Source organism: Thermococcus peptonophilus (assembly GCF_001592435.1).
Classification (GTDB): domain Archaea; phylum Methanobacteriota_B; class Thermococci; order Thermococcales; family Thermococcaceae; genus Thermococcus; species Thermococcus peptonophilus.
This window is the reverse complement of sequence record NZ_CP014750.1, coordinates 246,322-267,177: the sequence shown is the minus strand read 5'-3', so window position 1 is coordinate 267,177 and position 20,856 is coordinate 246,322. Positions and strand designations below refer to the sequence as shown.

Below are 20,856 nucleotides of genomic sequence, written 5' to 3'. Positions count from 1 at the left end.
TTTCGATAAATATCGAGAGTAGTTTCTCCCAACCTTTTTAAATCCCCCGCATCCTCTTCTTCCGGGAGGTGGCGGCCGTGACCGTCAAGGTCCGCTTTGATAAGGAAGTGAGGGAGTACGCTAAAGGCGAGAAGGTTAAGGATTCGGTTCTCAAGATCACCGAGACCGCTCTGGCTCAGGCCTTGGAAAAGTTCCACAGGAGAATGATTGTAATTGAGGGCGACACGCTGAAGAAGGCCGAGTTGGCCGGAATTCTCGCCGGTGCTTCCGCGAGAGTTCTCTCGGATATAGTCAGCGAACTTATTGAAAAACGCCTTAGGGATGAGAGCGAGGATAAAATCGAGGTTCTCTACGCCACGGATGCCCTCGGCGAGGAAACCTTTGGGAGGAAGCGCTATGAAGCGTTTAGAAAGCACTTTGACATCCTAGCAGGTTCCGAGGTGAACGTTACAGCTGTTACCTTCAAGCATACGAGAGAAATCCTGGGGAGAACCTATGATCTCCTCGTTCTGGACATGAGCTACGACTACTCGCCCAACGATCTGGGAAGGATCATCGAGACCGTCCGTGGCGGCGGTCTGATATTTATCCTCGCCCACCCGTTCGAGAAATGGAAGGACATGTGGACGGGATTCCACAAAAGCCTCGTCACGCCGCCGTACACTATAGAGGACGTCAAGAAGCGCTTCAACAGGAGGCTCATAAGGAAGTTCACCCAGCACGACGGGATATACATCATCACCGAGAACGGAAAGGCGAAGAAGAAGCCCAAGAAGAGCAAGAGTCAGGCGAAGATAAGAGCCAGAAAAGGGGTTGAAATTCCAGAGGAGACCCTCTTCCCGAGGGAGCTGTACGAGATGGCCCTCACAAGGGGACAGGTGGAGGTTCTCGAGGCCTTCGAGGAGCTTGTTGATAAGGAGGGAATGCTCGTCCTCACGGCAGATAGGGGCAGGGGTAAGAGCGTTTCCGTGGGAATAGCAGCGGTAGGCCTCGCCGTTGCCCTGAAGAAGAGGACGAGGATAGTGGTCACCGCTCCGGAGCTTGAGAACGTCCAGTCCCTCTTCAGGTTCGCCAAGAGGACTCTGGAAAAGCTTGGCTTCAAGCCCTATGTCGTCGAGGAGAAGGGCCTCATAACGGAGCTATACGCAAGGAAGATTGGACTGCGCTATTACCCACCTGCTGAGGGCTACAAGAAGAACGCTGACCTCTACATCCTCGACGAAGCAGCGGGAATCCACGTGCCCATACTCCACAAGTACCTCAACAAGCCCCGCGTTGTATATTCCTCAACGATCCACGGCTACGAGGGCGCTGGAAGGGGCTTCTCAGTAAAGTTCCTCAAGAAAGCCAGGGAGAAGCGCTCTTTCAAGGAGCTCCACATGGACGAGCCCATAAGGTACGCCTACGGTGATCCAATAGAGAAGTGGCTCTTCGACGTTCTCCTGCTCGATGCAGAGCCGGCCGAGCTGACGGAAGAGGACTATGAACTGATAAAGCGGAAGGAGGTCTATCTGGAGGAGCCGGACCTCGACGACTGGTTCGAGAACGATAGAGAAGACTTGAGGAACTTCGTTGGCATCTACATTTTAGCTCACTACCGCAACAGGCCGAGCGATGTGGCTCTGCTTGCTGACGCCCCACACCACGAGGCGAGGGTTCTCCGCCTTAAGAACGGCAAGATAGTCACTGCCATCCAGATAGCGAAGGAAGGCGGGATTCCAAAGAACGTCATCGACAAGATGGCCAAGGGCTACAAACCGCGTGGGAACATCATTCCAGATATGATGGTCAAGCACCACTACCTCAAGGAGTTCGCCAGGCTGAAAGGTTATAGAATAGTCAGGATTGCGACACACCCGGATGCCATGGACATGGGGCTCGGAAGCAAGGCCCTTGAACTCCTTGAGAAGGAAGCGAGAGAGAGGGGCCTCGACTGGATAGGTTCTGGCTTTGGAGCGAGTGAAGAACTCGTCCGCTTCTGGGTCAGGAACGGCTTCGCTGTTGTCCACCTCAGCCCGGCCAGAAACCCGGTTAGCGGTGAGTTTACTGCCATAGTCCTCAAGCCGATAAGCAAGAAGGCAAAGGAGCTCATCAAGAAGGCCAACGATGAGTTCAGGATCAGGTTTACTGAGTGGCTGGGAGACACCCACAGGGAGCTTGAGCCAGAGATAGCGCGCTGGCTCTTCGAGACGCCCTTTGGAGAGGCCGTTGACTATCCAATCCACCTGACGGAGATTCAGAAGAAGCGCCTCGATGCCTTCACGGGGAAAGTCCTCACCTACGACACGGTGGTTGACGCTGTAAAGCCGGTGGTAAAGCTCTACTTCCTCGACGGTTGGATGAAGCCCTACCTCGATGAGAGGCAGATAAAGCTCCTCATATACCGCGTTCTTCAGGCCCACAGCTGGGAGGAAACGGCGAAGCTCATAGACAGGACCGAGATGTTCACTATGATCGAGGTTAGGGACGTCATCAGGGGCCTCTGGTACTACTACAAGAGGCTCCTCACCTGAGGGTTTTAGCAATTTTTTTAACCTCTTTTAACTACTCCCGTTGGTTTGAAAATTACGGCGGTGTCAGCGATGCCCAGTGGATGGGAGAAGATAATCTCGATGACGAAGAGCGGAATGAGGATCATCGGACAGATGAAGCGAAAGGTCTCGAGGGGAAAGAGGATAGCGCTTCTCATAGACGGGCCGAACATTCTTAGGAAGGAGCTTGGGGTAAAGCTCGAGGACATTGCGGAAGCGCTCAGCGGGATCGGTGATATAAGGGTTGCCAAGGTCATTCTCAACCAGTACGCGCCTCAGGGGCTTATTGAGGCAGTCTCAAATCAGGGCTTCGAGCCAATCATCGTCTCCGGCGAGACCGGTGTAAAGCTCGCCGTCGAGGCCATGAAGGAGATATACAACCCCCACATAGACGTCATAGCCCTAGCCACAAGGAACGCGGAGTTTTTGCCCGTCATCCTGAAGGCGAAGGAGAAAGGAAAAGAGACCGTTGTCATCGGTGTTGAACCGGGCTTTTCAGCAGCCTTAAAGCACGCGGCGGACTACACAATCATTCTCGGCGGTGAAGAAGAATGAAGGAGCGGTTCTTCAAGATTCTGAGGCGGGAAGACGAGAAAAAAGAGGAAGAAGTTCCTAAGAAGACGATAGGGCTGATCATCGACGGGCCGAACATTCTTAGGAAGGAGTTTGGGATAAAGCTTGAGGATATCCTTGAGGCCCTCAAGAGGATTGGAAACGTGAGGGTTGCCAAGGTCATTCTCAACCAGTACGCGCCTCAGGGGCTCATTGAGGCAGTTGTAAACCAGGGGCTAGAGCCGGTCATCGTTGCCGGAGACACTGACGTCCGCGTTGCCATAGAGGCGATGGAGCTGATCTACAACTCGGACGTTGACGTCATAGCCCTTGCCTCAAGGGACGCTGACTTTCTCCCGATAATCATTGAGGCTAAGAGGCGAGGCAAGGAGACCGTTGTCATCGGCGTTGATCCAGGCTTTTCTGTAGCCCTGCAGAACGCGGCTGACTACGTCATTAAGATGGAAGGGAGAAAAGCCAAGGAAAGCAAAGAAGGGCAGGATTCCTAACTCTTTTTGTCTTAAAGTTCCCACATCTGCCCACAAACTTTTTTAAACAGTTCTATTATCCGGTTATTGGAGATGACAACTTGTTAATCTCTGGGGGGTGAGTGAATGAGGAAACTGGGGACATTGTTCGTGCTTGGAGTGGTCTTGGTGTCTCTCTTCGCGGCCTCCTCACCGGTCTCGGCTGAGGAGACGCTTACAGTTTACTCCTACGACAGCATCGAGCCGTGGATGAAGGAGATAATCCCTATCTTTGAGCAGAAGTATAACGTCAAAGTCCGCCTCGTGCTTTTCGGAGACGCTGGTGAGGTTCTCAGCAGGCTGATAATGGAGAAGGACAACCCGCAGGCCGACGTGGTAGTTGGCATAGACAACAGCTACCTCCAGAAAGCTATAAACGCCGGAATCCTCGTCCCCTACAAGCCGGAAAACGCCAAGTACATTCCTGACTGGATAATCAAGGACTTTGATCCTGAATTTTATCTGACTCCCTATGACTACGGTGCGATAGCGATCGTCTATAAGAAGAACGAGCTTCCTAACCCACCCAAGACCTTTGAGGAGCTCACAAAGCCCGAGTGGAAGGGCAAGCTCATCGTTGAGAACCCGCTGACTAGCTCCACCGGAATGGCCTTCCTTCTCTGGACAATTGCGGTCTATGGTGATAAGTGGCCCTACTACTGGGAGGCCCTAAAGAAAAACGACGTCATCGTCGTCAAGGGCTGGTCGGCAGGATGGGAGATGTGGGACAAGGGACAGGCCCCGCTCTTCGTCAGCTACGCAACCGATCCAGCCTACGACGCCTGCAACTACAACGACACCAGCATTGGAGCTGTGTTTCTCAACAACACGGCCTACGTGCAGATAGAGGGCGCGGGTATCGTAAAGGGAACGAAGCACCTGGAACTTGCAAAGGCCTTCATCAACTTCCTGATAAGCAAGGAGGCCCAGGAGAAGCTCCCGCTCAACCAGTGGATGTATCCGGTGAACAGCGAGGTCGAGCTTCCAGAGTGCTTCAGCTACGCCCTCGACGTTAGTAAGGCGAAAGTTGTCTCGATTCCCGCCGAAGAGCTGGCCGAGAACACAGACAAGTGGCTCAAGGAGTGGAGGGCCATAATGGTCGAGGGCAAGAGTGCCTCCGAGATTTCACCGACGACCACCTCCCAGGAGAAGTCCCAAACGGCAACCTCCAGTGAAAAGTCCGGCGGAATCTGCGGTCCAGCGCTCATCGTAGGACTTGCAATCGTCCCGCTCCTCCTCAGGAGGAGAGAGTGAGCTCATTCTTCTCCCTTTTCCAGACTATTTTCCCGTTTACCATTGTCAGTGCAACATCACTTCCCCTGGCTGAGTACACGAGCAGAGAATAGGGGTTCTCCTTCGGTTGGAACCATGACTTTCTGGCGTCTATCAGAAGGAGGTCTGAGAGGTACCCTTCCCTTATGAGACCGGCTTTAATCCCCAGCGCCCGCGCGCCTCCGACGGTTGCCATCTCGAAAATTTTTCTTGCTGGAATGGAATGTGCCTTTCTCTCGAGGAGGTTTGCGGAGAGACCAGAAGTCCTCATCTCGAGGAACATGTCCATTATGCCAACAGGGTTTGGAGAGTCGTTACCGAGAGCTATGCTCATACCTGCCTGAAGGACTCTGGAAAGGTTTATCGTCGTTCCTTCAAGCTTCACGTTGCTGGTCGGGCAGTGGACGAGTGTTGAACCGGTCGAGGCGAACATTCCAATTTCTTCATCGGTTAGGTAGACGCCGTGAACCCCAATCAGACGGTCGTTTAACGCCCCAGTCCACTTTAGATACTCCACCGGTTTTAGGCCGTAGCGGCTCTTAACCTCTTTCACTTCGGCCCTGCTCTGGGCGAGGTGAACATGAATTCTGGCGTTTGTTTCTTTCGACAGCTCGACTATTTCCTTCATAAGCTCCAGACTGACCGTGTTGGTCGCGTGTGGAGCGAGGGTAGGCGTTACGAGTTCACTCTTTCCCTGCCAGCGCCTGAAGAATTTGAATCCCTTCCCAGGATCGGCGTGCGGGAAATCTACCAGATCCATCACAGTCTGCCCTATAAAAGCCCGTATCCCTATCTTCTCGGCTTCCCGAGCTATTTCGTCGGCGAAAAAGTAGTGGTCGTTTATTGCCGTCGAGCCGTTCATAAGGGCTTCCATGATACCTATTCTGGCCCACTCTCTGATTTCGCTGGCAGTCCATTCAAGCTCCATAGGCCAGATTATCTTTTCCAGCCACTCCTCTGTGGGCATGTCCTCGCCAAGTCCCCTAAACCTCGCCATCGCCACGTGGGTGTGGGCGTTTATCAGGCCCGGAATTACAAAGAAGCCGTTCCCGCCGTAGACTTTATCTGGGCCGAACTTCCGGAGTTTTTCGGCGGGAACTACGGCGCGGATAGTATTCCCCTCTACTAGAACAGCATGGTTTTGAAGCACTTTTTCGGCATCAATGACGTCTCCGATGAGCGCGATCATTCTCTCACCATTTGTATGTCTGACAGTCAAGTAATTAAGCCTTTTGCCGTTTTGACATCCAAATTTCCAAAGGGTTTAAATTTAGGAGAGAAAAGCTATCCCCATGCCGCATTTGATAGAGATAAATTCCCGGATCGTGGCGCTCTCGCTCTGGTTCAATTGACGCTCTTCTCCTTAGCTCGAATATTAGTTAGTATTATAAACCTGCTTTCAAAGCCTCTGGAGGTGGTTAAAGGTGATCGATAAGGTTTACTGTGCTGATGTCACACCCGAAATGGAAGGAAAGAAGGTTAAGCTCGCTGGATGGGTCTACAGAAAGAGGGAAGTCGGAAAGAAGGTCTTTATAGTCCTCCGCGACTCAAGTGGAATTGTCCAGGTTGTCTTTTCAAAGGATCTGAACGAGGAGGTTTATAGGGAGGCCAAGAAGGTCGGAATCGAGTCGAGCGTTATCATCGAGGGAACGGTTAAGGCCGACCCCCGCGCGCCGACCGCTGCCGAAGTCCAGGGAGAGAAGCTCCAGATAATCCAGAACGTTGACTTCTTCCCGATAACCAAGGATGCGAGCGACGAGTTCCTCCTCGACGTCAGGCACCTCCACCTGCGCTCCCCCAAGGTAGCCGCGATAATGAAGGTCAAGGGCACGCTCATGCAAGCAGCAAGAGAATGGCTCCTCCAGGACGGCTGGTACGAGGTCTTCCCGCCGATCCTCGTCACCGGAGCAGTGGAGGGCGGAGCGACGCTCTTCAAGCTCAAGTACTTCGACAGGTACGCCTACCTCAGCCAGTCAGCCCAGCTCTACCTTGAGGCGGCAATCTTCGGCCTTGAGAAGGTCTGGTCGCTTACTCCGAGCTTCAGGGCCGAGAAGAGCAGGACGAGGAGACATTTAACCGAGTTCTGGCACCTCGAGCTTGAGGCTGCTTGGATGGACCTCTGGGACATTATGAAGGTCGAGGAAGAGCTCGTGAGCTACATGGTGCAGAGGACGCTCGAGCTGAGGAAGAAGGAGATCGAGCTCTACCGCAAGGACGACATCAAGACCCTCAAGAACGCCGTTCCACCGTTCCCGAGGATAAGCTATGACGAGGCCATAGACATACTCCAGAGCAAGGGCGTGAACATCGAATGGGGCGAGGACATGGGTGCCGACGAGGAGAGAGTATTGACGGAGGAGTTCGAGAGCCCGTTCTTTGTCTACGGCTATCCAAAGCACATCAAGGCCTTCTACATGAAGGAAGATCCTGAGGACCCGAGAAAGGTTCTCGCCGCTGATATGCTCGCGCCAGAGGGGTACGGCGAGATAATCGGAGGCTCCCAGCGTGAGGACAACTACGACAAGCTCGTGCAGAGGATCCTTGAGGAAGGTATGGACCCCAAGGACTACGAGTGGTACCTTGACCTCAGGAAGTACGGCAGCGTTCCTCACAGCGGCTTCGGCCTCGGTCTTGAGAGATTGGTAGCGTGGGTGCTCAAGCTCGACCACGTCCGCTGGGCAACGCTCTTCCCGAGAACGCCGAGTAGATTGTACCCGTGAGTTTTCCGGTGAAGACCTTAGGAAAATCTTGTCTTCTTTTTTCTTGTTCTTGTAGAGAAATTTTGAAGATATCGAAAGAAGCTTTTTCAAAACTCCAGATGTCTTTGTGAGAATTAGCAGTGAAACAGGGGGATTCTTCTTTAACTAGTCAAGTACTTTGGGTTATTTTTAACACCTTCTGAGCGTTATGTTGTGTGCAAACCCTTTTGAAATTGCAAAATTGTAAAGACAAGGCATACTAGTCAAAAACTTCCCACAAGCGCTTGTGCAAGCAATATGTCTGGGGGCGCGGGGGCGTTAGCCCCCCAGTGGAGTAAGAAAAAGAGGGCTGTGGGGCGAAGCCCCACTTCGGGGGGTTTGAGAGTACAGGAAACTTTGCCTAGCAAAGTTTCATCAAAGTTTGTAGTTCTTGTTTGACGGGGGCATTTTGGGCGGATTTTCCTTTTGAATACTGTCATGGATTGTGAATTCCATTTTTATTTGCTCGCTCTTTGTGAGTTTGCTTTTTTAATCGACGCCCGTAGGGCGTCAAGATGTTAGAAACTCCTTTTCAACAGTTCAAAACTCAGAGAATTCACTAATACTAGCTTGTGTATCGTGAAAATCCTCGTAGAAGGGCAATTCTAAGAAGAACCACGAACCTTGATCAAACTTCACGAGGAAGCTTTTGGGAAAAGCTTCACCAAAAGCTTGAATGTCCTCTTAAAATTGGCTGAGAATTGGGATTCTCATGACAAACTTGCAGGTGAATAAGGGTTTTCCTTTCGTTTTAACGCCCGAAGGGCGTTATACTGTGAGTAAACCCTTGAGAATTGCCAATTGATGATTGAGAATCACTGAAAAAACAGGACACTCAAAAGGACATTCCACCTTTGATGGAACTTTGCTCTGCAAAGTTTCTGTGGTGGGCCCGCGGGGATTCGAACCCCGGACCTCCACCTTGTAAGAGTTGGCATTGCATGCCATTCGCGAATTTGAACTTTGAAAATCCGCAAATTAATGATTCGGATGTTTATGGATTAGTTTTGGGTTATTGGAGGTCGGTGGGTGGAGATTCGAGTTCCAATCATTCGGGTGATTCGAGTGAACCACATATCCGCATATCCGGATCCGTAAACCACCTCCCTATTTCTATGGAATTTATAGAATTAAAGGGTGTGGGTGATCCGGGTATGAGTGGTTCGGATTCGGATAATGGTGGTACGGGTGCGAACCGCATAACCTCTGCCCCATTTAAACATGTAAATCGTAAATCCGTATCATCCATTAACCGTAACCACCTTAATAACATTAAGGTGAATGAAGTGGATATGGTGGGGGAGGGTGTTAAGGGGGTAGGTGATGGTGGAGGGCCGCACCGCATAGAATCCGCCCCCGTATCATCTGTAATCCGTAAATCCGTATCCCTTGTATCATCTGTAAACAATTCACTTATTAATGTCAATAAGGTGAATACGGATTATACGGTTAATATGGTTGATAAGGTGGTTAATGGTGTGGATGGTGGAGGAGGGTTTTATTTTATAAATTCAGTAGATATGGTGGTGGATTATTGGAGTGTAAGGGAGGAGTTTAAGCGGTGGCTGGAGCGTCGGGTGAGTAGGGCGGTTGCGAGGGACTACATTAGTGCTTTGGATAGGTTTGTGGGTAAGCGGATTATTCGGAGTCCTGTTGAGGTTGTCGAGATTCTTGAGGCCACGAACCATAATAATCGGTTTGTCAATGGTTTCCGTAATTTACTGAGCTTTCTTGAGATGAGGGAGCGGATTAATGCGGAGTTGTTGGTTAAGTTGCGGAGGGTGTTGAAGGTGAAGAAGAGTGGCGTGGATTTGTACGTGCCGACTGACAAGGAGGTTCGGTTCTGGTTTTCGAAGGTGAAGGGTAGGGAGGATGTTTGCCTTGCCTTCTTATTGACTGCTTTTGGTGGGGTGAGGATTGCGGAGGCGGTTAAGGTTTTGCGGGAGTTTGATAGGAGAATGTTGAAGATTGAGGGGGTGAATGGGAAGGAAATCGCTTACTATGAGCTGAATTGGGTTCGTGGGTTTAAGAGGTCGAATGTGGTTTTCATGCCGGTTTGGTTGGCTCGGGGGTTGCGGAGGTTGGATACGAGTTATGATAGGGTGCGGTCGTATGCGGGTAAGCGTGGTGCTCCGATGAAGTATTTGCGGAAGTGGTTCATTAACAAGATGATGGAGTTTGGTGTGCCCGAGGTTGTCATCAAGTATATGGTTGGGCATAGTTTGCAGGGTGACATTATGGGGTTGCATTATTTGAATTTGCTTAATCAGGCGAAGCGGGAGTATGCGAGGGTTGTGAACAAGTTGGAGAGCACATTATTTCCGGGTGGGAGGCCAGAAATTTGATAATGCTAATGGGTTCACTAACAGAGGGTAAGGTGGTGGATACAGAATCGCGAGGATTCAAGTTGGGGGATGAAGAGAAGGGGTGGGCTGGCATGATTGGGGCTTAAAGTTAAGTGGGATAGCGGAAAATAACACAGGGTGGATAGGGGAAAGGAGTTTGATGGGGTGAGTCGGGTATGAGGCTTGATAAGGCCGGGCTTTTGTTTGTAGTTATTGGCGCGTATTTTATTTTCAGTCGGGAGGGATTCATGGCGTTCCTTTTCATGTTGGCGGTGTTCTTGATTATTTACGTGTTGTTCAAGTCAATTTATGAGTTCGTTTCGGGTTTGGTTGAGTGAAGGCCCGGTTATAATGAGAGACATGGGCTGTGAAATGAGAGGGTTATTTCAGAGGGTACGAGTAGATAGTGGGTTCCAAGTGCGAGCAATTTCGGTTAAAAATCAGGGTATGTGCGAGCACTGAATGCCTAAAAATCATAGGGTAGTGCGAGCATTATTTTGTGAGGTGGGAGGAGAAAGGATGGAATGAAGCAATTTTATAATAATAGGGTTAAATGAAAAGGATTTGGGGGTATTATGTGAGGTAAGACGCTGGTTCTGAAAAGTTTATACAGATGGCCAGATCGGTGTTTAAGTTCAGAATCACGGGGGGCTTATTGCAGATTTGTTAGTGGATGGGCCGGGGATACTCAGGAAACCTAGAGTGACATTATAGGGGATGCTATGGACGGGACGTGTGAAGATTAGGTTGTTACGGTAAATCATAGTCGGGCCAATTAATATACGACACTTTTTTGTATGGGGAATACGTAGATACGTAAAGGAGATGGGAATGAGGACGCCCAAAGATGAAGAAAATTTGGGGGATTAGAAGAAAATCATGGGAGACATTAAGCGGGGGTGTGGACGGATATGAAACGGCGGATTAGTCAGAGTAAAAGTAAGGATGGGTTTATATATCCCTTATTACGGTTGCCGAGAGAATTTGGATGGTTAATTGGAAAAGAAGTTGAGATTGAGTTAAGGGAAGTTGATGGGAGGCGGGCCCTCGTTTTATACGTGGATGGAGATGAGAACCCTGGGGTTGTACAACCAAACAGAAAAGTTGTACAACCAACTAATGATTCAAACGGTTTAAAGGGTCGTATAGGGGAATTGGGAGAAGGAGTACAGAGTTTAGAGGGGTTAGTCTTTAGAAAGGGTTCCATGCAAGATTTTGAGCGGTTGTGGTGGGCCCGCGGGGATTCGAACCCCGGACCTCCACCTTGTAAGGGTGGCGTCATAACCGTCTAGACCACGGGCCCGCCCGGAATAGGAAAACGGAGAGGGTTTATAATTTTTTCTACTTTTCCACTCCCCTCCTCACCTTTACGGCCAGTCCCTGCTGGAATATTTTCAGCTCCTCGCCGTTGAGGAGAGTCTGTCCCGTTGCGAGAAGTTCATCGTTCCCGTTAACCACGAGGACCTCGTCATAGGGCCTTATGTTCGGGTCTGCATCAACCACGAACTTCGCGAAGACGTTCCTCCCCCTCCTTGCGAACGGTTCTGCATCTTCATCAACTACAACACGCATCCTCGGGAACGGAAGGACTTCATGGAGTCTCTTCGCACCTTCAATGCCAAGCGTCAGCAGACCGTCCTCCGCTCTGAAGGTAGCGAGGTGCTTGCCCTGGGCCTTTACCTGCCTTGGCATCCCAGTCTTCCTTGAGAGCTCGACAAAGGCGTCCTTGAAAGCCTCGCCAGCTCCCTCGCCGAACTGGTACTCGGCAACCGCCATAACGTACTTCCTGGCCTCGCCCTTCTCGGGCTTCTCAACGGTGAAGTCCCCCTCGCCCTCACTCTGGGCGAACGGGTAGCTGAGCGAGAGATACCTTGGAACCTCACCGAAGATCGGGTGGCTGATGGTTTCGGGAAACTTTGCCCTAACGCGCTCCGCTCTCTCCCTGGCGCGCTCAACGATTGGCCACCTCATTGCTTCTTCGCTGACCTTGAAGAAGGCGCTGGCTTTTGTTACCGGCTCGTTCTTCTCAAGGTACTCTCTGTACTCGAGCAGCCTCTTGTAAGCCGCGTAGAGTTTGGGGTGAGAGCGGGCCCTCTCATCCACGAGGCGCCACAGCTCGCCCTCCTTTATAGCTTGCTTAACCCTGTTGAGTTCCTCCCTTATGACCCAGAGGTTGTGAATGGCCAGAAGCCTCGTCCTCTCTTCCTTCGGCATCTCGCGGAGCTCCTGTGGCGTGTAGCGGGAACACACGGGACAGGAGCACGGGAAGTACTCGAGCTCTTCCAGCCTCTTTGTCCCCTCGGGCGTCATGTAGCGGTCGTCCTTGGCGTAGAGGGCATAGCTAGCCGAATCGAAGAGGTCTATCCCCATCGCAACGGCCAAAGCAAAAATCATCGGATGGCCGGCACCGAAGAGGTGAACCGGCCTGTCCGGTCTGAGGCCCTGCTTCGACGCTATGACAACGTCCACCAGGTCTTTGTAGCGGTAGCTCTCCATCAGCGGGACTACGGCACCAATCGGGTGTATCTCGAAGTTCATCTTGCTGAGTTCTCTCGCGGCGTGCGTCCTGAGGTCTGGGTAGGTTGATCCCTGCACCGCGGCGTTCATAGCTATCTCCTTGATCTCCTCGGCTTCCTTCGCTCTCTCCAGTGTTATCCTCAGATCTTCTTCCGCTTTCTCCCTCGGCGCGTCCGGTGGAGTGGGAATGTCAAGGAAAGTCCCTATATCAACTCCTATCCTGTGTTGGAACTCCACTATCTCCCTGTTGGTTACCTCAACCCCGCCGTAGCGCATGAGCTGAAATGAGCCCGAGTCAACCTCAATTATCCCATCGTAGTCGAGGAGTTTGTGTATCCCAACTTCAAGCGCCTTCTCCCTAAGCTCTGGAGTCTTGTATATTATATAGGAGTTCGTGATTATCATCCCAAAGCCCATCTCTATGAGCTCCTTCGGTGTCACGATCAGCTGTTTCGGGTTGATGACAGGCATTATCGCGGGAGTCTCTATGGTCTTCCCGTTTACGGTTAGCTTCCCGATCCTACCAGAGGCGTCGCGCGCCTTGACTTCAAACCTGAAACCGATCATTTTTCTCACCTCTCTTAAGTTGAAGCGGGCCTTTAAAAAGGTTCAAAAGGAAGAGAACAGGCTAACGAGGATAAAAGCGAGAACACCGGAAGCCGTTGGAGCCGTAACCCAGCCGCGCAGAATACCTTTCAGGGCCTTTTTGTTGAGTTTCTCGCCCTTGTACAGGCTCACACCAGATATTGCGCCGACGATAGCCTGTCCAGAGCTGACAGGGATTCCGAAAAGGTTGGCCAGGGTAACGGCCAAGGCCGCGCCCATCTGGGCCGAAAACCCCGAAGTCGGGCCTAGTGGGGCCAGGTCCCTTCCCACAGTCATCATAACTTCATAGCTGAACGTCAGCGCCCCAATTCCAAGGGCAATTGCGAGGAGACCCTTAACCCCCGATCCTCCGTCTGCCAGTCCTATCACGTTGGCGAGCTCGTTTGCCCCGAGGTTGAAGGAGGCGTAGGCCGAGGCGGTAAAGGCGAGCCACTTCTGTGTCAGCTCAAGAAGTCCGAGGTGCTTTATCCTGTTGAGGAGGTGCTTGTACGGGATGTATGTCCCTACGGCCAGAACTCCAGCTAGGGCGGGAGAGATGATCCAGGTTAGCACTATCTTTCCAACAACGGGCCAGTCCACTGGAAGGCCCTCCGCGAGGGTAGCCCCAACGAGGGCCCCTATTATTGCCTGAGTGGTGGATATGGGGTTTCCCCAGAGGCTGGCCAATGTTACGGTAATGGCAGCGCTGAATAAGACGAGTCCAATGGTTACTGGTTCCATGCCCCTGGCTAACCCACTCACGGTGTTGGAGACCCCCGAACCACCGAGAAATGCCCCAATGAACACGAAGACTCCTATTAAGAGTACTGCCCTCTTGAAGCCCAGTATCCCGGAGCCCACGGCGGTTCCAACTGCCTTTGCGCTGTCGTTCGCGCCTATCGCCCAAGCCATGAAGACCGCTGTCGCTATCAGCATCATAAGCATCCCTATAGTCTATTGTGTCTATATAGTTTATGTAGCACAGAAGAGTGCATTTGTTTAAAAGTTTTTTGGATAAGCTCTGAGGATAGGAGTTCTGGAGCGTGCCTTCGGGATTAATCCACTGTTGGCGTGGGCTACAGCTTTCCAAGGATTAATCTGAAGTACCCGTAGAGGTGCAACACCAGGTAGAAACCCGCCCAGAACCATAGATAAACCGGAAACACAAGGGCAGTTAGAAGTCTTCCCCCCTCAACGAGAACGGGTATTAGCATTGTAAATGCCTCAAAGCCCCACCAGAGTGCAAATGCTTCCCAGTAACCGAAGAACGGCAGGAAAACGGGTACCACAACGTCGAGGAGTGCTATGAAGTCGCCCAGCAGAAGGAAACCCCATTCTTTCGTGAATCCTCCTCCTATGTTCTTGAGATCACCCAGAAACCATCTCTTCCTCTGGTACCAGAGTGTTCTGATGTCTTTGGGCATCTCCGTCCATACTCGCGCTTTTGGCGCGTAGACGACCTTTCCAAAGTTTTTGATTGCCTTTGTCGTCGCGTAGTCCTCAACCCGGTCTTCCACGAAGCCGCCGATTCTCTCAAGAGCATCCTTTCTGAACGCCGAGATTGGCCCCGGAGCGACGCTCAGGTCTTCAAGCTCCTTTGCCCTCCTGAAGGTCGCTATCCTTAGGTGCTCAACGTCCTGCACTCTCTCAAGAAAAGAGTTCCCGAAAATTCTCACCTGGCCTCCAACCCCAAGAACGTCTTCCGAGTAAAACCTTCTGACAAGCTCCCTAACGGCGTTCCTCTCAAGCACACTGTCGGCGTCGGTGGTTACTATTATTTCCCCAGTTGCTCTGGACAGTCCAAAGTTAAGGGCCTTCGCCTTCCCACCGTGTTCGATTCGAAAAACCCTAAACCTCGGGTCTTTGATGGATGAAGCCACATCGTACGTGTTATCCTCGCTCCCATCGTCCACGAATATAACTTCAAAATCAGGATACTCCTGTGTGAGGGCAGCCTCTATTGCCCTTTTACACCGTCCACCTTCGTTGTAGGCGGGAATTATTATGGAGACTCTAGGAATCCGGTCTGTAGTTACATAATTCCTGAAAAGACTGATTATGTAATTAATGAAAAAGTAGCCGTCCCAGAGGAAGATGATTGCCAGCGCGGTTAGGAGCAGGAGGTGCATGTGTAGTGGTTAGGGAGGGAACTTTTAATCGTTGCCTAAGCTAAGCACGGGCTTCCTGCCCAGCCTGTACTTCACGACGTAGCGGCCGTGTTCAAAGTTATCTTCAACTGCCTCAAGAACCTCAACCGGTTCAAGCTCAAGGCCGAACTCCATGGCCTCCCATTTTATGTCATCAAAGTAGTCGTAAAGCCCGCAGGTGGCGCAGAAGGAGCCCTCAAACTCTATTATCACTTCGTCTCCTTCAATTGAGAGAATCCTCGCGTTTGCCTCGCTCCCGTGGAGCCTGTTGAACTCCGCTAGGACTTTCTTCACCTTCTCTCTCACGTCCATCCTCCCACCATATCCGGTTCTGAGATACCACTTAAAAAGTTTGTTAGACTAACCGAATAGTTTAAAAATCCAAGTCAGAGATGGAGAACGATGAGCGGGATAAGGTGGGCCGAAAGGGAGTACAGTGACGAGGAGATATACTCCATCCTGAGCGAGCCGGTTAGGGAGTGGTTCAAGCAGAAGTTCGGCACTTTCACTCCGCCCCAGCGCTACGCAGTCCTCGAAATCCACAGGGGAGAGAACGTGCTCATCTCTTCGCCAACCGGTTCTGGGAAGACCCTATCAGCATTTCTCTCCGCCATAAACGAGCTTATCCTTCTTGGAGAGGAAGGCAAGCTTGAGGATAAAATCTACGTCCTCTACGTCTCACCCCTCCGCGCCCTGAACAACGACATCAAGAGGAACCTTGAAGGACCTTTGGCGGAGATAAAGAAAGTTGCTAAGGAGCTCGGCTATGAGCTACCCGATATAAGGGTCGGGATAAGGACGAGCGACACGTCGAGCTACGAGAAGAGCAAGATGGTGAAGAAGCCGCCCCACATCCTAATAACAACCCCCGAAAGCCTTGCCATAGCTTTAAACGCCCCAAAGTTCAGCGAGAGGTTGAAGACTGTTAAGTACGTCATCATCGACGAGGTTCACGCGCTCGCTGAAAACAAGCGCGGCTCTCACCTCGCGCTGAGCGTTGAAAGGCTCCAGGAGATGGCCGATAACGAGTTCGTGAGGATCGGCCTGAGCGCGACGATTCACCCCCTTGAGGAGGTTACCAAGTTCGTCTTCGGCTTCAACGACGATGGAACCCCAAGACCGGGCCTCATAGTGGATGTATCCTTCGCCAAGCAGACTGAAATAAAAGTTGAGAGCGTTGTGGAAGACCTCATCTACACCGATGCTGGAACGCTCAGTGACGCCCTCTACAACCGCCTGGCGGAGCTCATAAGGGAGCACAGGACGACGCTTATCTTTACCAACACGAGGAGCGGTGCCGAAAGGGTCGCCTTTAACCTGAAGAAGCGTTTTCCAGAGTTTGAAGGATTGATAGAGGCACACCACTCAAGCCTTTCTAGGGAGGTTCGCCTGGACGTCGAGGAAAAGCTGAAGAGGGGAGAGCTGAAGGCGGTTGTCACCTCGACGAGCCTTGAGCTCGGGATTGATATTGGTACAATTGACCTCGTTGTCCTTATCGGATCGCCAAAGAGCGTTAACAGGGCCCTTCAAAGAATAGGTAGAGCGGGCCACAGGCTTCATGACGTCAGTAAAGGAGTTATCCTCGCCCTTGACAGGGACGACCTCGTTGAGGTGACTGTTTTAGCGCACAACGCGAGGAACAGAAGGCTCGACAGGATCAGAATCCCGAAGAACCCGCTGGATGTCCTCGTCCAGCACATCGTTGGGATGGCCCTCTACAAGGTCTGGGAGGTCGAAGAGGCTTACCGTCTGGTTAGAAGGGCCTATCCCTTCCATGAGCTTCCATTCGAGGATTTCATGAGCGTCTTAAAATACCTTTCCGGCGGCTACGAGGGGCTGGAAGACAGAAAGGTCTACGCCAAAATCTGGCTGGAAGATGGGAAGTTCGGAAGAAGGGGTAAGATGACGAGGGCGATCTATTACATGAACGTCGGTACTATTCCGGACGAGGCGAAGATTAGGGTTTACACGATGGACAAGCAGATGATTGGGACGGTTGAGGAGGAGTTCGCCGAGAGGCTAATGCCGGGCGATATCTTCGTCTTAGCCGGAAGAACCTACGAGTTCGTGAAGAGTAGGGGCAACAAGATATACGTCGTTCCACGCGAGGGGGCAAAGCCAACAATCCCCGCCTGGTTCTCGGAGATGCTCCCGCTGAGCTTTGACCTTGCCCTCGACGTCCAGCGCTTCAGGAGGGAAGTGAAGGGTATTCTCAACAGGAGGGACGCCATCAGGAGGCTGATGAGAAAGTACGGAATAGACGAGAGGGCGGCCAAGGCTATAATAGCCTACTTCCGCGAGCAGGAAAGGTATTCAACCGTCCCCGACGATGAGACGGTTCTGGTGGAGGAAGTTGAGAAGGAGAATACTTACGAATACTTCTTCCATACACTGATAGGTAGGAGGGCAAACGACGCCCTCAGCAGGGCCTTCGCCTACGCTGTAAGCCGGTGGAAAGGGGTGAACGTCGGCATAGCCCTCAACGACAACGGCTTCCTCCTGAGGGTTCCAAAGGAGGCGAGGCTGAGCGAGGCCGAAGTTAAGGAGCTCTTCCAGCTTGAAGACCTTAGGGAGATACTAAAGAGGGCTCTGGACAACACGGAGCTTTTGAAGAGGCGCTTCAGGCATGTGGCGAACAGGGGCTTCCTTATCCTGAGGAGGTACGTGGGGAGGAAGAAGAGGCTCGGCAGACAGCAGGTCATAGCGGTTTCGCTCCTCAAAGTCCTCAAGGAGCACTACCCAGACTTCCCGCTCCTGAAGGAGGTTTACAGGGAGATCATGGAGGACAAGATGGACGTTGAAAATGCAGAGCTCTTCTTGAGCTGGGTGAGGGGGGGAAAGATTAAGGTCGTCTTTGAGAGGAACGAGCTTCCGAGTCCCTTCGCCTTCAACCTCGAGGCGATAGGTTCGAGCGATGTCGTTCTGATGGAGGACAGGAGAGAGATGATAAAGGCCCTCCACAGGAAGATAATGGCTCTAATAGGGAAGAACGCCACTTGATTGGGCTTTTTAACCGTTCAAAACGCTTAAGATGCCCTAATGATTTTTCTGACTTTATTTGCTTTGCCTGTGTAAAAATGTGTTCCGGATTATACCACTTTTCACCGTCGGTGAAAACAAGCCTTAAGTATTTTACAGCCATAAAATTGTTGGGTGGCAAAGATGAAGGTGAAAGTCGGGATAAACGGTTATGGGACAATAGGGAAGAGGGTTGCTTACGCCGTCTCCAAGCAGGACGACATGGAGCTCATCGGCGTAACCAAGACGAAGCCCGATTTCGAGGCTTATCTGGCGAGGGAAAGTGGCATTCCGGTCTATGCTGCAAGTGAGGAATTCCTGCCGAGATTCGAGAAGGCCAGCTTTGAGGTCGCTGGAACGCTCAACGATCTCCTCGAGGAAGTTGACGTCATCGTTGACGCCACTCCCGGTGGAATGGGAGCCAAGAACAAGGCCCTCTACGAGAAGGCCGGCATCAAGGCCGTTTTCCAGGGCGGGGAGAAGGCAGAAGTTGCTCAAGTATCATTCGTGGCCCAGGCCAACTACGAAAAGGCCCTCGGGAAGGACTACGTTCGCGTCGTCTCCTGCAACACGACGGGATTAACGAGAACACTCTCAGCCCTTCAAGAGTACATCGACTACGTCTATGCCGTCATGATTAGGAGGGCTGCAGACCCGAACGACTCGAAGAGGGGCCCGATCAACGCAATAAAGCCCACGGTTGAGGTTCCTTCACACCACGGGCCGGACGTCCAGACGGTAATCCCAATAAACATCGAGACGATGGCCTTCGTCGTGCCCACTACACTCATGCACGTCCACAGCGTCATGATTGAACTCAAGAAGCCGATAACGAGGGAGGATGTGATTGAGGTCTTCGAGAACACAACGAGGGTTCTCCTCTTTGAGAAGGAGAAGGGCTTTGAGAGCACGGCCCAGCTCATTGAGTTCGCAAGGGATCTCCACCGCGAGTGGAACAACCTGTATGAAATAGCGGTCTGGAAGGAAAGCATAAGCGTGAAGGGCAACAGGCTCTTCTACATCCAAGCGGTTCACCAGGAGAGCGACGTCGTTCCAGAGAACGTGGATTCGATAAGGGCGATGTTTGAGATAGCCGACAAGTGGGAGAGCATAAAGAAGACGAACAAGAGCCTTGGGATTTTGAAGTGATCAAATTCCCAGCTTTTTCTTTATCTCTTCAACGCTCAGCCCCTTAACTAACAAATCCTTCTCCCTACTCGTTTCCCCTCTGACTATACTGACCTCTCCTCCGAGAAGCTTCGAGAAGAACTTCACGACCTCCTTGTTGGCCTTGCCCTCAACTGGCGGTGCCGCTATCCTGACCTTCAACCTTCCGCGCCACTCATCCACTTCCTCAACCGCGTTCTTCTTTGCCTTCGGCTGGACGTAAATCAGGAGTAGAACCCCGTCCTTTGTCTCCTTGATGAACTTTCCCATTTCAATCCCCCCACTCATACTTCCAGATTATTTCCGGCGGGAATTTATCCCGCTTAAGCTTTTCGAGTATACTCCGGGCAACCTGATAAGCGAACTCGAAGGTTTTCCTGTCTATCAGCCCGTAGTTGAGCGCCATCTCAAGCTCGTCTTCGTCGAGAAGAAAAACCTCCCCGTTCGGGAAGACAAAAATATCTAGGAACAGGTCGAGCATCTCTATCGTGTCTCCATAGCGCCTTGTGTAGGCCAAAACATCAACGTAAAGTCCCTTGAAGTTTCCGTTCTCATCGTAAACTTTGAGGGTGTCGTAGTTTTTCCGATGAATGCAAAGTACACCATCTTATAGCCGTTGTCTATGACCTTAACGCCGTTTACAAAGAGGGGCACCAGCATACCTGAGAATTCCGATTTTGCAACGACTACCTCCCCAAGGTCAGCGATAACTTCGTCTTCTCTCTCAAGCACCCTGTTTGGAATGCGTTTGTAGATGAGGTGGATGTGCTCATATTTAAGGGAAACTCAGAATTAATTAAAACGATTTTTGTCCCCCTATTGTGATAAATGTTGATCAGTTCAATTCATGATACTGCTTCGGAGACAGTGTTATGAGGAAACCCTCCCAAGTTCCCTTTCTATCGTCGATATTTCCTCATCGAGGACGTCTCTAATCCTCTTCAGAAGTTCTAGGTACTCCACGACGGTTTCCCTGCGCATCTGTCTCGTCTTTCCGACCTCTTCAAGTTTTTTCTTCAGAGCCTCGTGGTATTCAACTGCAGTGTAGAGTATCCTGAGGGTGAGGTTGTTGGATGTTTTGAGGTACTCCCATCCCTTATCTGTGAGCCTGTACTTAATGCGCCTCACCCTGCCTCGGTACTCCTCTCTTGGCTCCAGCAGGCCTTCCTCGACCATCTTATTCAGGATCGTATAGAGATTGCTGTGGCTGGGCTTCCAGAGGCCTATTGCGAGCTTTTCGAGCTCCTTCAGGATTTCGTAGCCATGGGCTTCTCCCTTAAGGCCGACGATGACTAGAATGATGTCCTTCAGCGGTACCGTGAATAGGCCCTTTATTATCCTCCTTTCAACGTCGGTTTTTCTCTCCATCGGCATCACCTTTGTTCAAATATTTGACCAAAACCCTTATAAATGCTTCTCCCAACGACATGTCGAAAATTAACATGTTTAGAATCTTC

Annotated in this window: 16 protein-coding genes, 1 tRNA gene and 1 pseudogene; 9 read left to right on the top strand and 9 right to left on the bottom strand. The window is 51.5% G+C overall.

What is annotated here, in order from left to right; genetic code table 11:
- The first annotated feature begins 77 nt into the window (after positions 1 to 77).
- The 4 genes from A0127_RS01310 (at position 78) to A0127_RS01295 (ending at position 4,864) form a co-directional block, all read left to right on the top strand.
- The gene (locus tag A0127_RS01310; RefSeq protein ID WP_062386942.1) at positions 78 to 2,513 is read left to right on the top strand and encodes a tRNA(Met) cytidine acetyltransferase TmcA; all 2,436 of its coding nucleotides are present in this window, start codon (positions 78 to 80) and stop codon (positions 2,511 to 2,513) included.
- Positions 2,514 to 2,582: 69 nt separating this feature from the next.
- Positions 2,583 to 3,086 carry a TIGR00288 family NYN domain-containing protein gene (locus A0127_RS01305; RefSeq protein WP_062386938.1) on the top strand — a complete coding sequence of 168 codons (504 nt, stop codon included), beginning with the start codon at positions 2,583 to 2,585 and terminating at the stop codon, positions 3,084 to 3,086.
- Positions 3,083 to 3,592 (top strand): TIGR00288 family NYN domain-containing protein, encoded by a 510-nt coding sequence (locus tag A0127_RS01300; RefSeq protein ID WP_062386934.1) that lies wholly within the window; start codon positions 3,083 to 3,085, stop codon positions 3,590 to 3,592. The genes A0127_RS01305 and A0127_RS01300 overlap by 4 nt, the downstream gene beginning before the upstream one ends.
- Positions 3,593 to 3,697: 105 nt before the next feature.
- Positions 3,698 to 4,864, top strand: coding sequence for a thiamine ABC transporter substrate-binding protein (locus tag A0127_RS01295; protein ID WP_062386931.1), 1,167 nt, complete (start codon positions 3,698 to 3,700; stop codon positions 4,862 to 4,864).
- Here A0127_RS01295 and A0127_RS01290 read toward each other — a convergent pair.
- Entirely contained in the window at positions 4,848 to 6,071 is a 1,224-nt protein-coding gene (locus A0127_RS01290) for an amidohydrolase family protein (RefSeq protein WP_062386928.1), read from the bottom strand. The two genes, A0127_RS01295 and A0127_RS01290, sit on opposite strands and share 17 nt — an antisense overlap.
- Before the next feature lie 235 nt (positions 6,072 to 6,306).
- On the opposite strand from A0127_RS01290, the gene asnS reads away from it, so the two are divergent.
- The 3 genes from asnS (at position 6,307) to A0127_RS10460 (ending at position 10,303) form a co-directional block, all read left to right on the top strand.
- Entirely contained in the window at positions 6,307 to 7,602 is a 1,296-nt protein-coding gene (asnS, locus tag A0127_RS01285; protein WP_062386925.1) for an asparagine--tRNA ligase, read from the top strand.
- A 1,310-nt stretch (positions 7,603 to 8,912) separates the two neighbouring features.
- Entirely contained in the window at positions 8,913 to 9,965 is a 1,053-nt protein-coding gene (locus A0127_RS01280) for an integrase (protein ID WP_231855812.1), read from the top strand.
- 176 nt (positions 9,966 to 10,141) lie between these two features.
- Positions 10,142 to 10,303 (top strand): hypothetical protein, encoded by a 162-nt coding sequence (locus tag A0127_RS10460; protein ID WP_156471135.1) that lies wholly within the window; start codon positions 10,142 to 10,144, stop codon positions 10,301 to 10,303.
- Positions 10,304 to 11,191: 888 nt separating this feature from the next.
- Here the strand turns inward: A0127_RS10460 and A0127_RS01275 are convergent.
- The 5 genes from A0127_RS01275 to A0127_RS01255 form a co-directional block, all read right to left on the bottom strand.
- Positions 11,192 to 11,268, bottom strand: a tRNA-Val gene (locus A0127_RS01275).
- A 38-nt stretch (positions 11,269 to 11,306) separates the two neighbouring features.
- Positions 11,307 to 13,049 (bottom strand): tRNA guanosine(15) transglycosylase TgtA, encoded by a 1,743-nt coding sequence (gene tgtA / locus A0127_RS01270; protein ID WP_062386919.1) that lies wholly within the window; start codon positions 13,047 to 13,049, stop codon positions 11,307 to 11,309.
- A gap of 42 nt (positions 13,050 to 13,091) precedes the next feature.
- Positions 13,092 to 14,012 (bottom strand): inorganic phosphate transporter, encoded by a 921-nt coding sequence (locus A0127_RS01265; protein ID WP_062386917.1) that lies wholly within the window; start codon positions 14,010 to 14,012, stop codon positions 13,092 to 13,094.
- A 131-nt stretch (positions 14,013 to 14,143) separates the two neighbouring features.
- Positions 14,144 to 15,196 carry a glycosyltransferase gene (locus A0127_RS01260; RefSeq protein ID WP_062386914.1) on the bottom strand — a complete coding sequence of 351 codons (1,053 nt, stop codon included), beginning with the start codon at positions 15,194 to 15,196 and terminating at the stop codon, positions 14,144 to 14,146.
- A gap of 24 nt (positions 15,197 to 15,220) precedes the next feature.
- Positions 15,221 to 15,526 carry a hypothetical protein gene (locus A0127_RS01255; protein ID WP_054841035.1) on the bottom strand — a complete coding sequence of 102 codons (306 nt, stop codon included), beginning with the start codon at positions 15,524 to 15,526 and terminating at the stop codon, positions 15,221 to 15,223.
- Positions 15,527 to 15,616: 90 nt separating this feature from the next.
- Between A0127_RS01255 and A0127_RS01250 the strand changes: the two genes are divergently transcribed.
- Together A0127_RS01250 and A0127_RS01245 are read left to right on the top strand one after the other, a co-directional pair.
- Entirely contained in the window at positions 15,617 to 18,214 is a 2,598-nt protein-coding gene (locus A0127_RS01250; RefSeq protein ID WP_062386912.1) for an ATP-dependent helicase, read from the top strand.
- A gap of 162 nt (positions 18,215 to 18,376) precedes the next feature.
- On the top strand, positions 18,377 to 19,381 hold the full coding sequence (locus A0127_RS01245; RefSeq protein WP_062386910.1) for a phosphorylating glyceraldehyde-3-phosphate dehydrogenase: 1,005 nt from the start codon (positions 18,377 to 18,379) through the stop codon (positions 19,379 to 19,381).
- Here A0127_RS01245 and A0127_RS01240 read toward each other — a convergent pair whose 3' ends face one another.
- From A0127_RS01240 to A0127_RS01230, 3 genes and pseudogenes are all read right to left on the bottom strand, one after another.
- Complete coding sequence (locus A0127_RS01240) at positions 19,382 to 19,669, bottom strand: DUF167 domain-containing protein (protein ID WP_062386908.1); 288 nt, start codon at positions 19,667 to 19,669, stop codon at positions 19,382 to 19,384.
- Between the two features lies 1 nt (position 19,670).
- Positions 19,671 to 20,164 (bottom strand): annotated as a pseudogene (locus A0127_RS01235) (DUF402 domain-containing protein).
- A gap of 105 nt (positions 20,165 to 20,269) precedes the next feature.
- Positions 20,270 to 20,767 carry a PadR family transcriptional regulator gene (locus tag A0127_RS01230; protein WP_054841034.1) on the bottom strand — a complete coding sequence of 166 codons (498 nt, stop codon included), beginning with the start codon at positions 20,765 to 20,767 and terminating at the stop codon, positions 20,270 to 20,272.
- Between the last annotated feature and the right edge of the window lie 89 nt (positions 20,768 to 20,856).

Excerpts from the sequence above, each read along its gene's own strand:
- A0127_RS01265 (WP_062386917.1), bottom strand. The coding sequence starts at position 14,012 with ATGCTTATGATGCTGATAGCGACAGCGGTCTTCATGGCTTGGGCGATA.
- A0127_RS10460 (WP_156471135.1), top strand. The coding sequence starts at position 10,142 with ATGAGGCTTGATAAGGCCGGGCTTTTGTTTGTAGTTATTGGCGCGTAT.
- A0127_RS01255 (WP_054841035.1), bottom strand. The coding sequence starts at position 15,526 with ATGGACGTGAGAGAGAAGGTGAAGAAAGTCCTAGCGGAGTTCAACAGG.
- A0127_RS01250 (WP_062386912.1), top strand. The coding sequence starts at position 15,617 with ATGAGCGGGATAAGGTGGGCCGAAAGGGAGTACAGTGACGAGGAGATA.
- A0127_RS01290 (WP_062386928.1), bottom strand. The coding sequence starts at position 6,071 with ATGATCGCGCTCATCGGAGACGTCATTGATGCCGAAAAAGTGCTTCAA.
- A0127_RS01240 (WP_062386908.1), bottom strand. The coding sequence starts at position 19,669 with ATGGGAAAGTTCATCAAGGAGACAAAGGACGGGGTTCTACTCCTGATT.
- A0127_RS01280 (WP_231855812.1), top strand. The coding sequence starts at position 8,913 with ATGGTGGGGGAGGGTGTTAAGGGGGTAGGTGATGGTGGAGGGCCGCAC.
- A0127_RS01230 (WP_054841034.1), bottom strand. The coding sequence starts at position 20,767 with ATGGAGAGAAAAACCGACGTTGAAAGGAGGATAATAAAGGGCCTATTC.
- A0127_RS01295 (WP_062386931.1), top strand. The coding sequence starts at position 3,698 with ATGAGGAAACTGGGGACATTGTTCGTGCTTGGAGTGGTCTTGGTGTCT.
- A0127_RS01300 (WP_062386934.1), top strand. The coding sequence starts at position 3,083 with ATGAAGGAGCGGTTCTTCAAGATTCTGAGGCGGGAAGACGAGAAAAAA.
- A0127_RS01260 (WP_062386914.1), bottom strand. The coding sequence starts at position 15,196 with ATGCACCTCCTGCTCCTAACCGCGCTGGCAATCATCTTCCTCTGGGAC.
- A0127_RS01305 (WP_062386938.1), top strand. The coding sequence starts at position 2,583 with ATGCCCAGTGGATGGGAGAAGATAATCTCGATGACGAAGAGCGGAATG.
- tgtA (WP_062386919.1), bottom strand. The coding sequence starts at position 13,049 with ATGATCGGTTTCAGGTTTGAAGTCAAGGCGCGCGACGCCTCTGGTAGG.
- A0127_RS01245 (WP_062386910.1), top strand. The coding sequence starts at position 18,377 with ATGAAGGTGAAAGTCGGGATAAACGGTTATGGGACAATAGGGAAGAGG.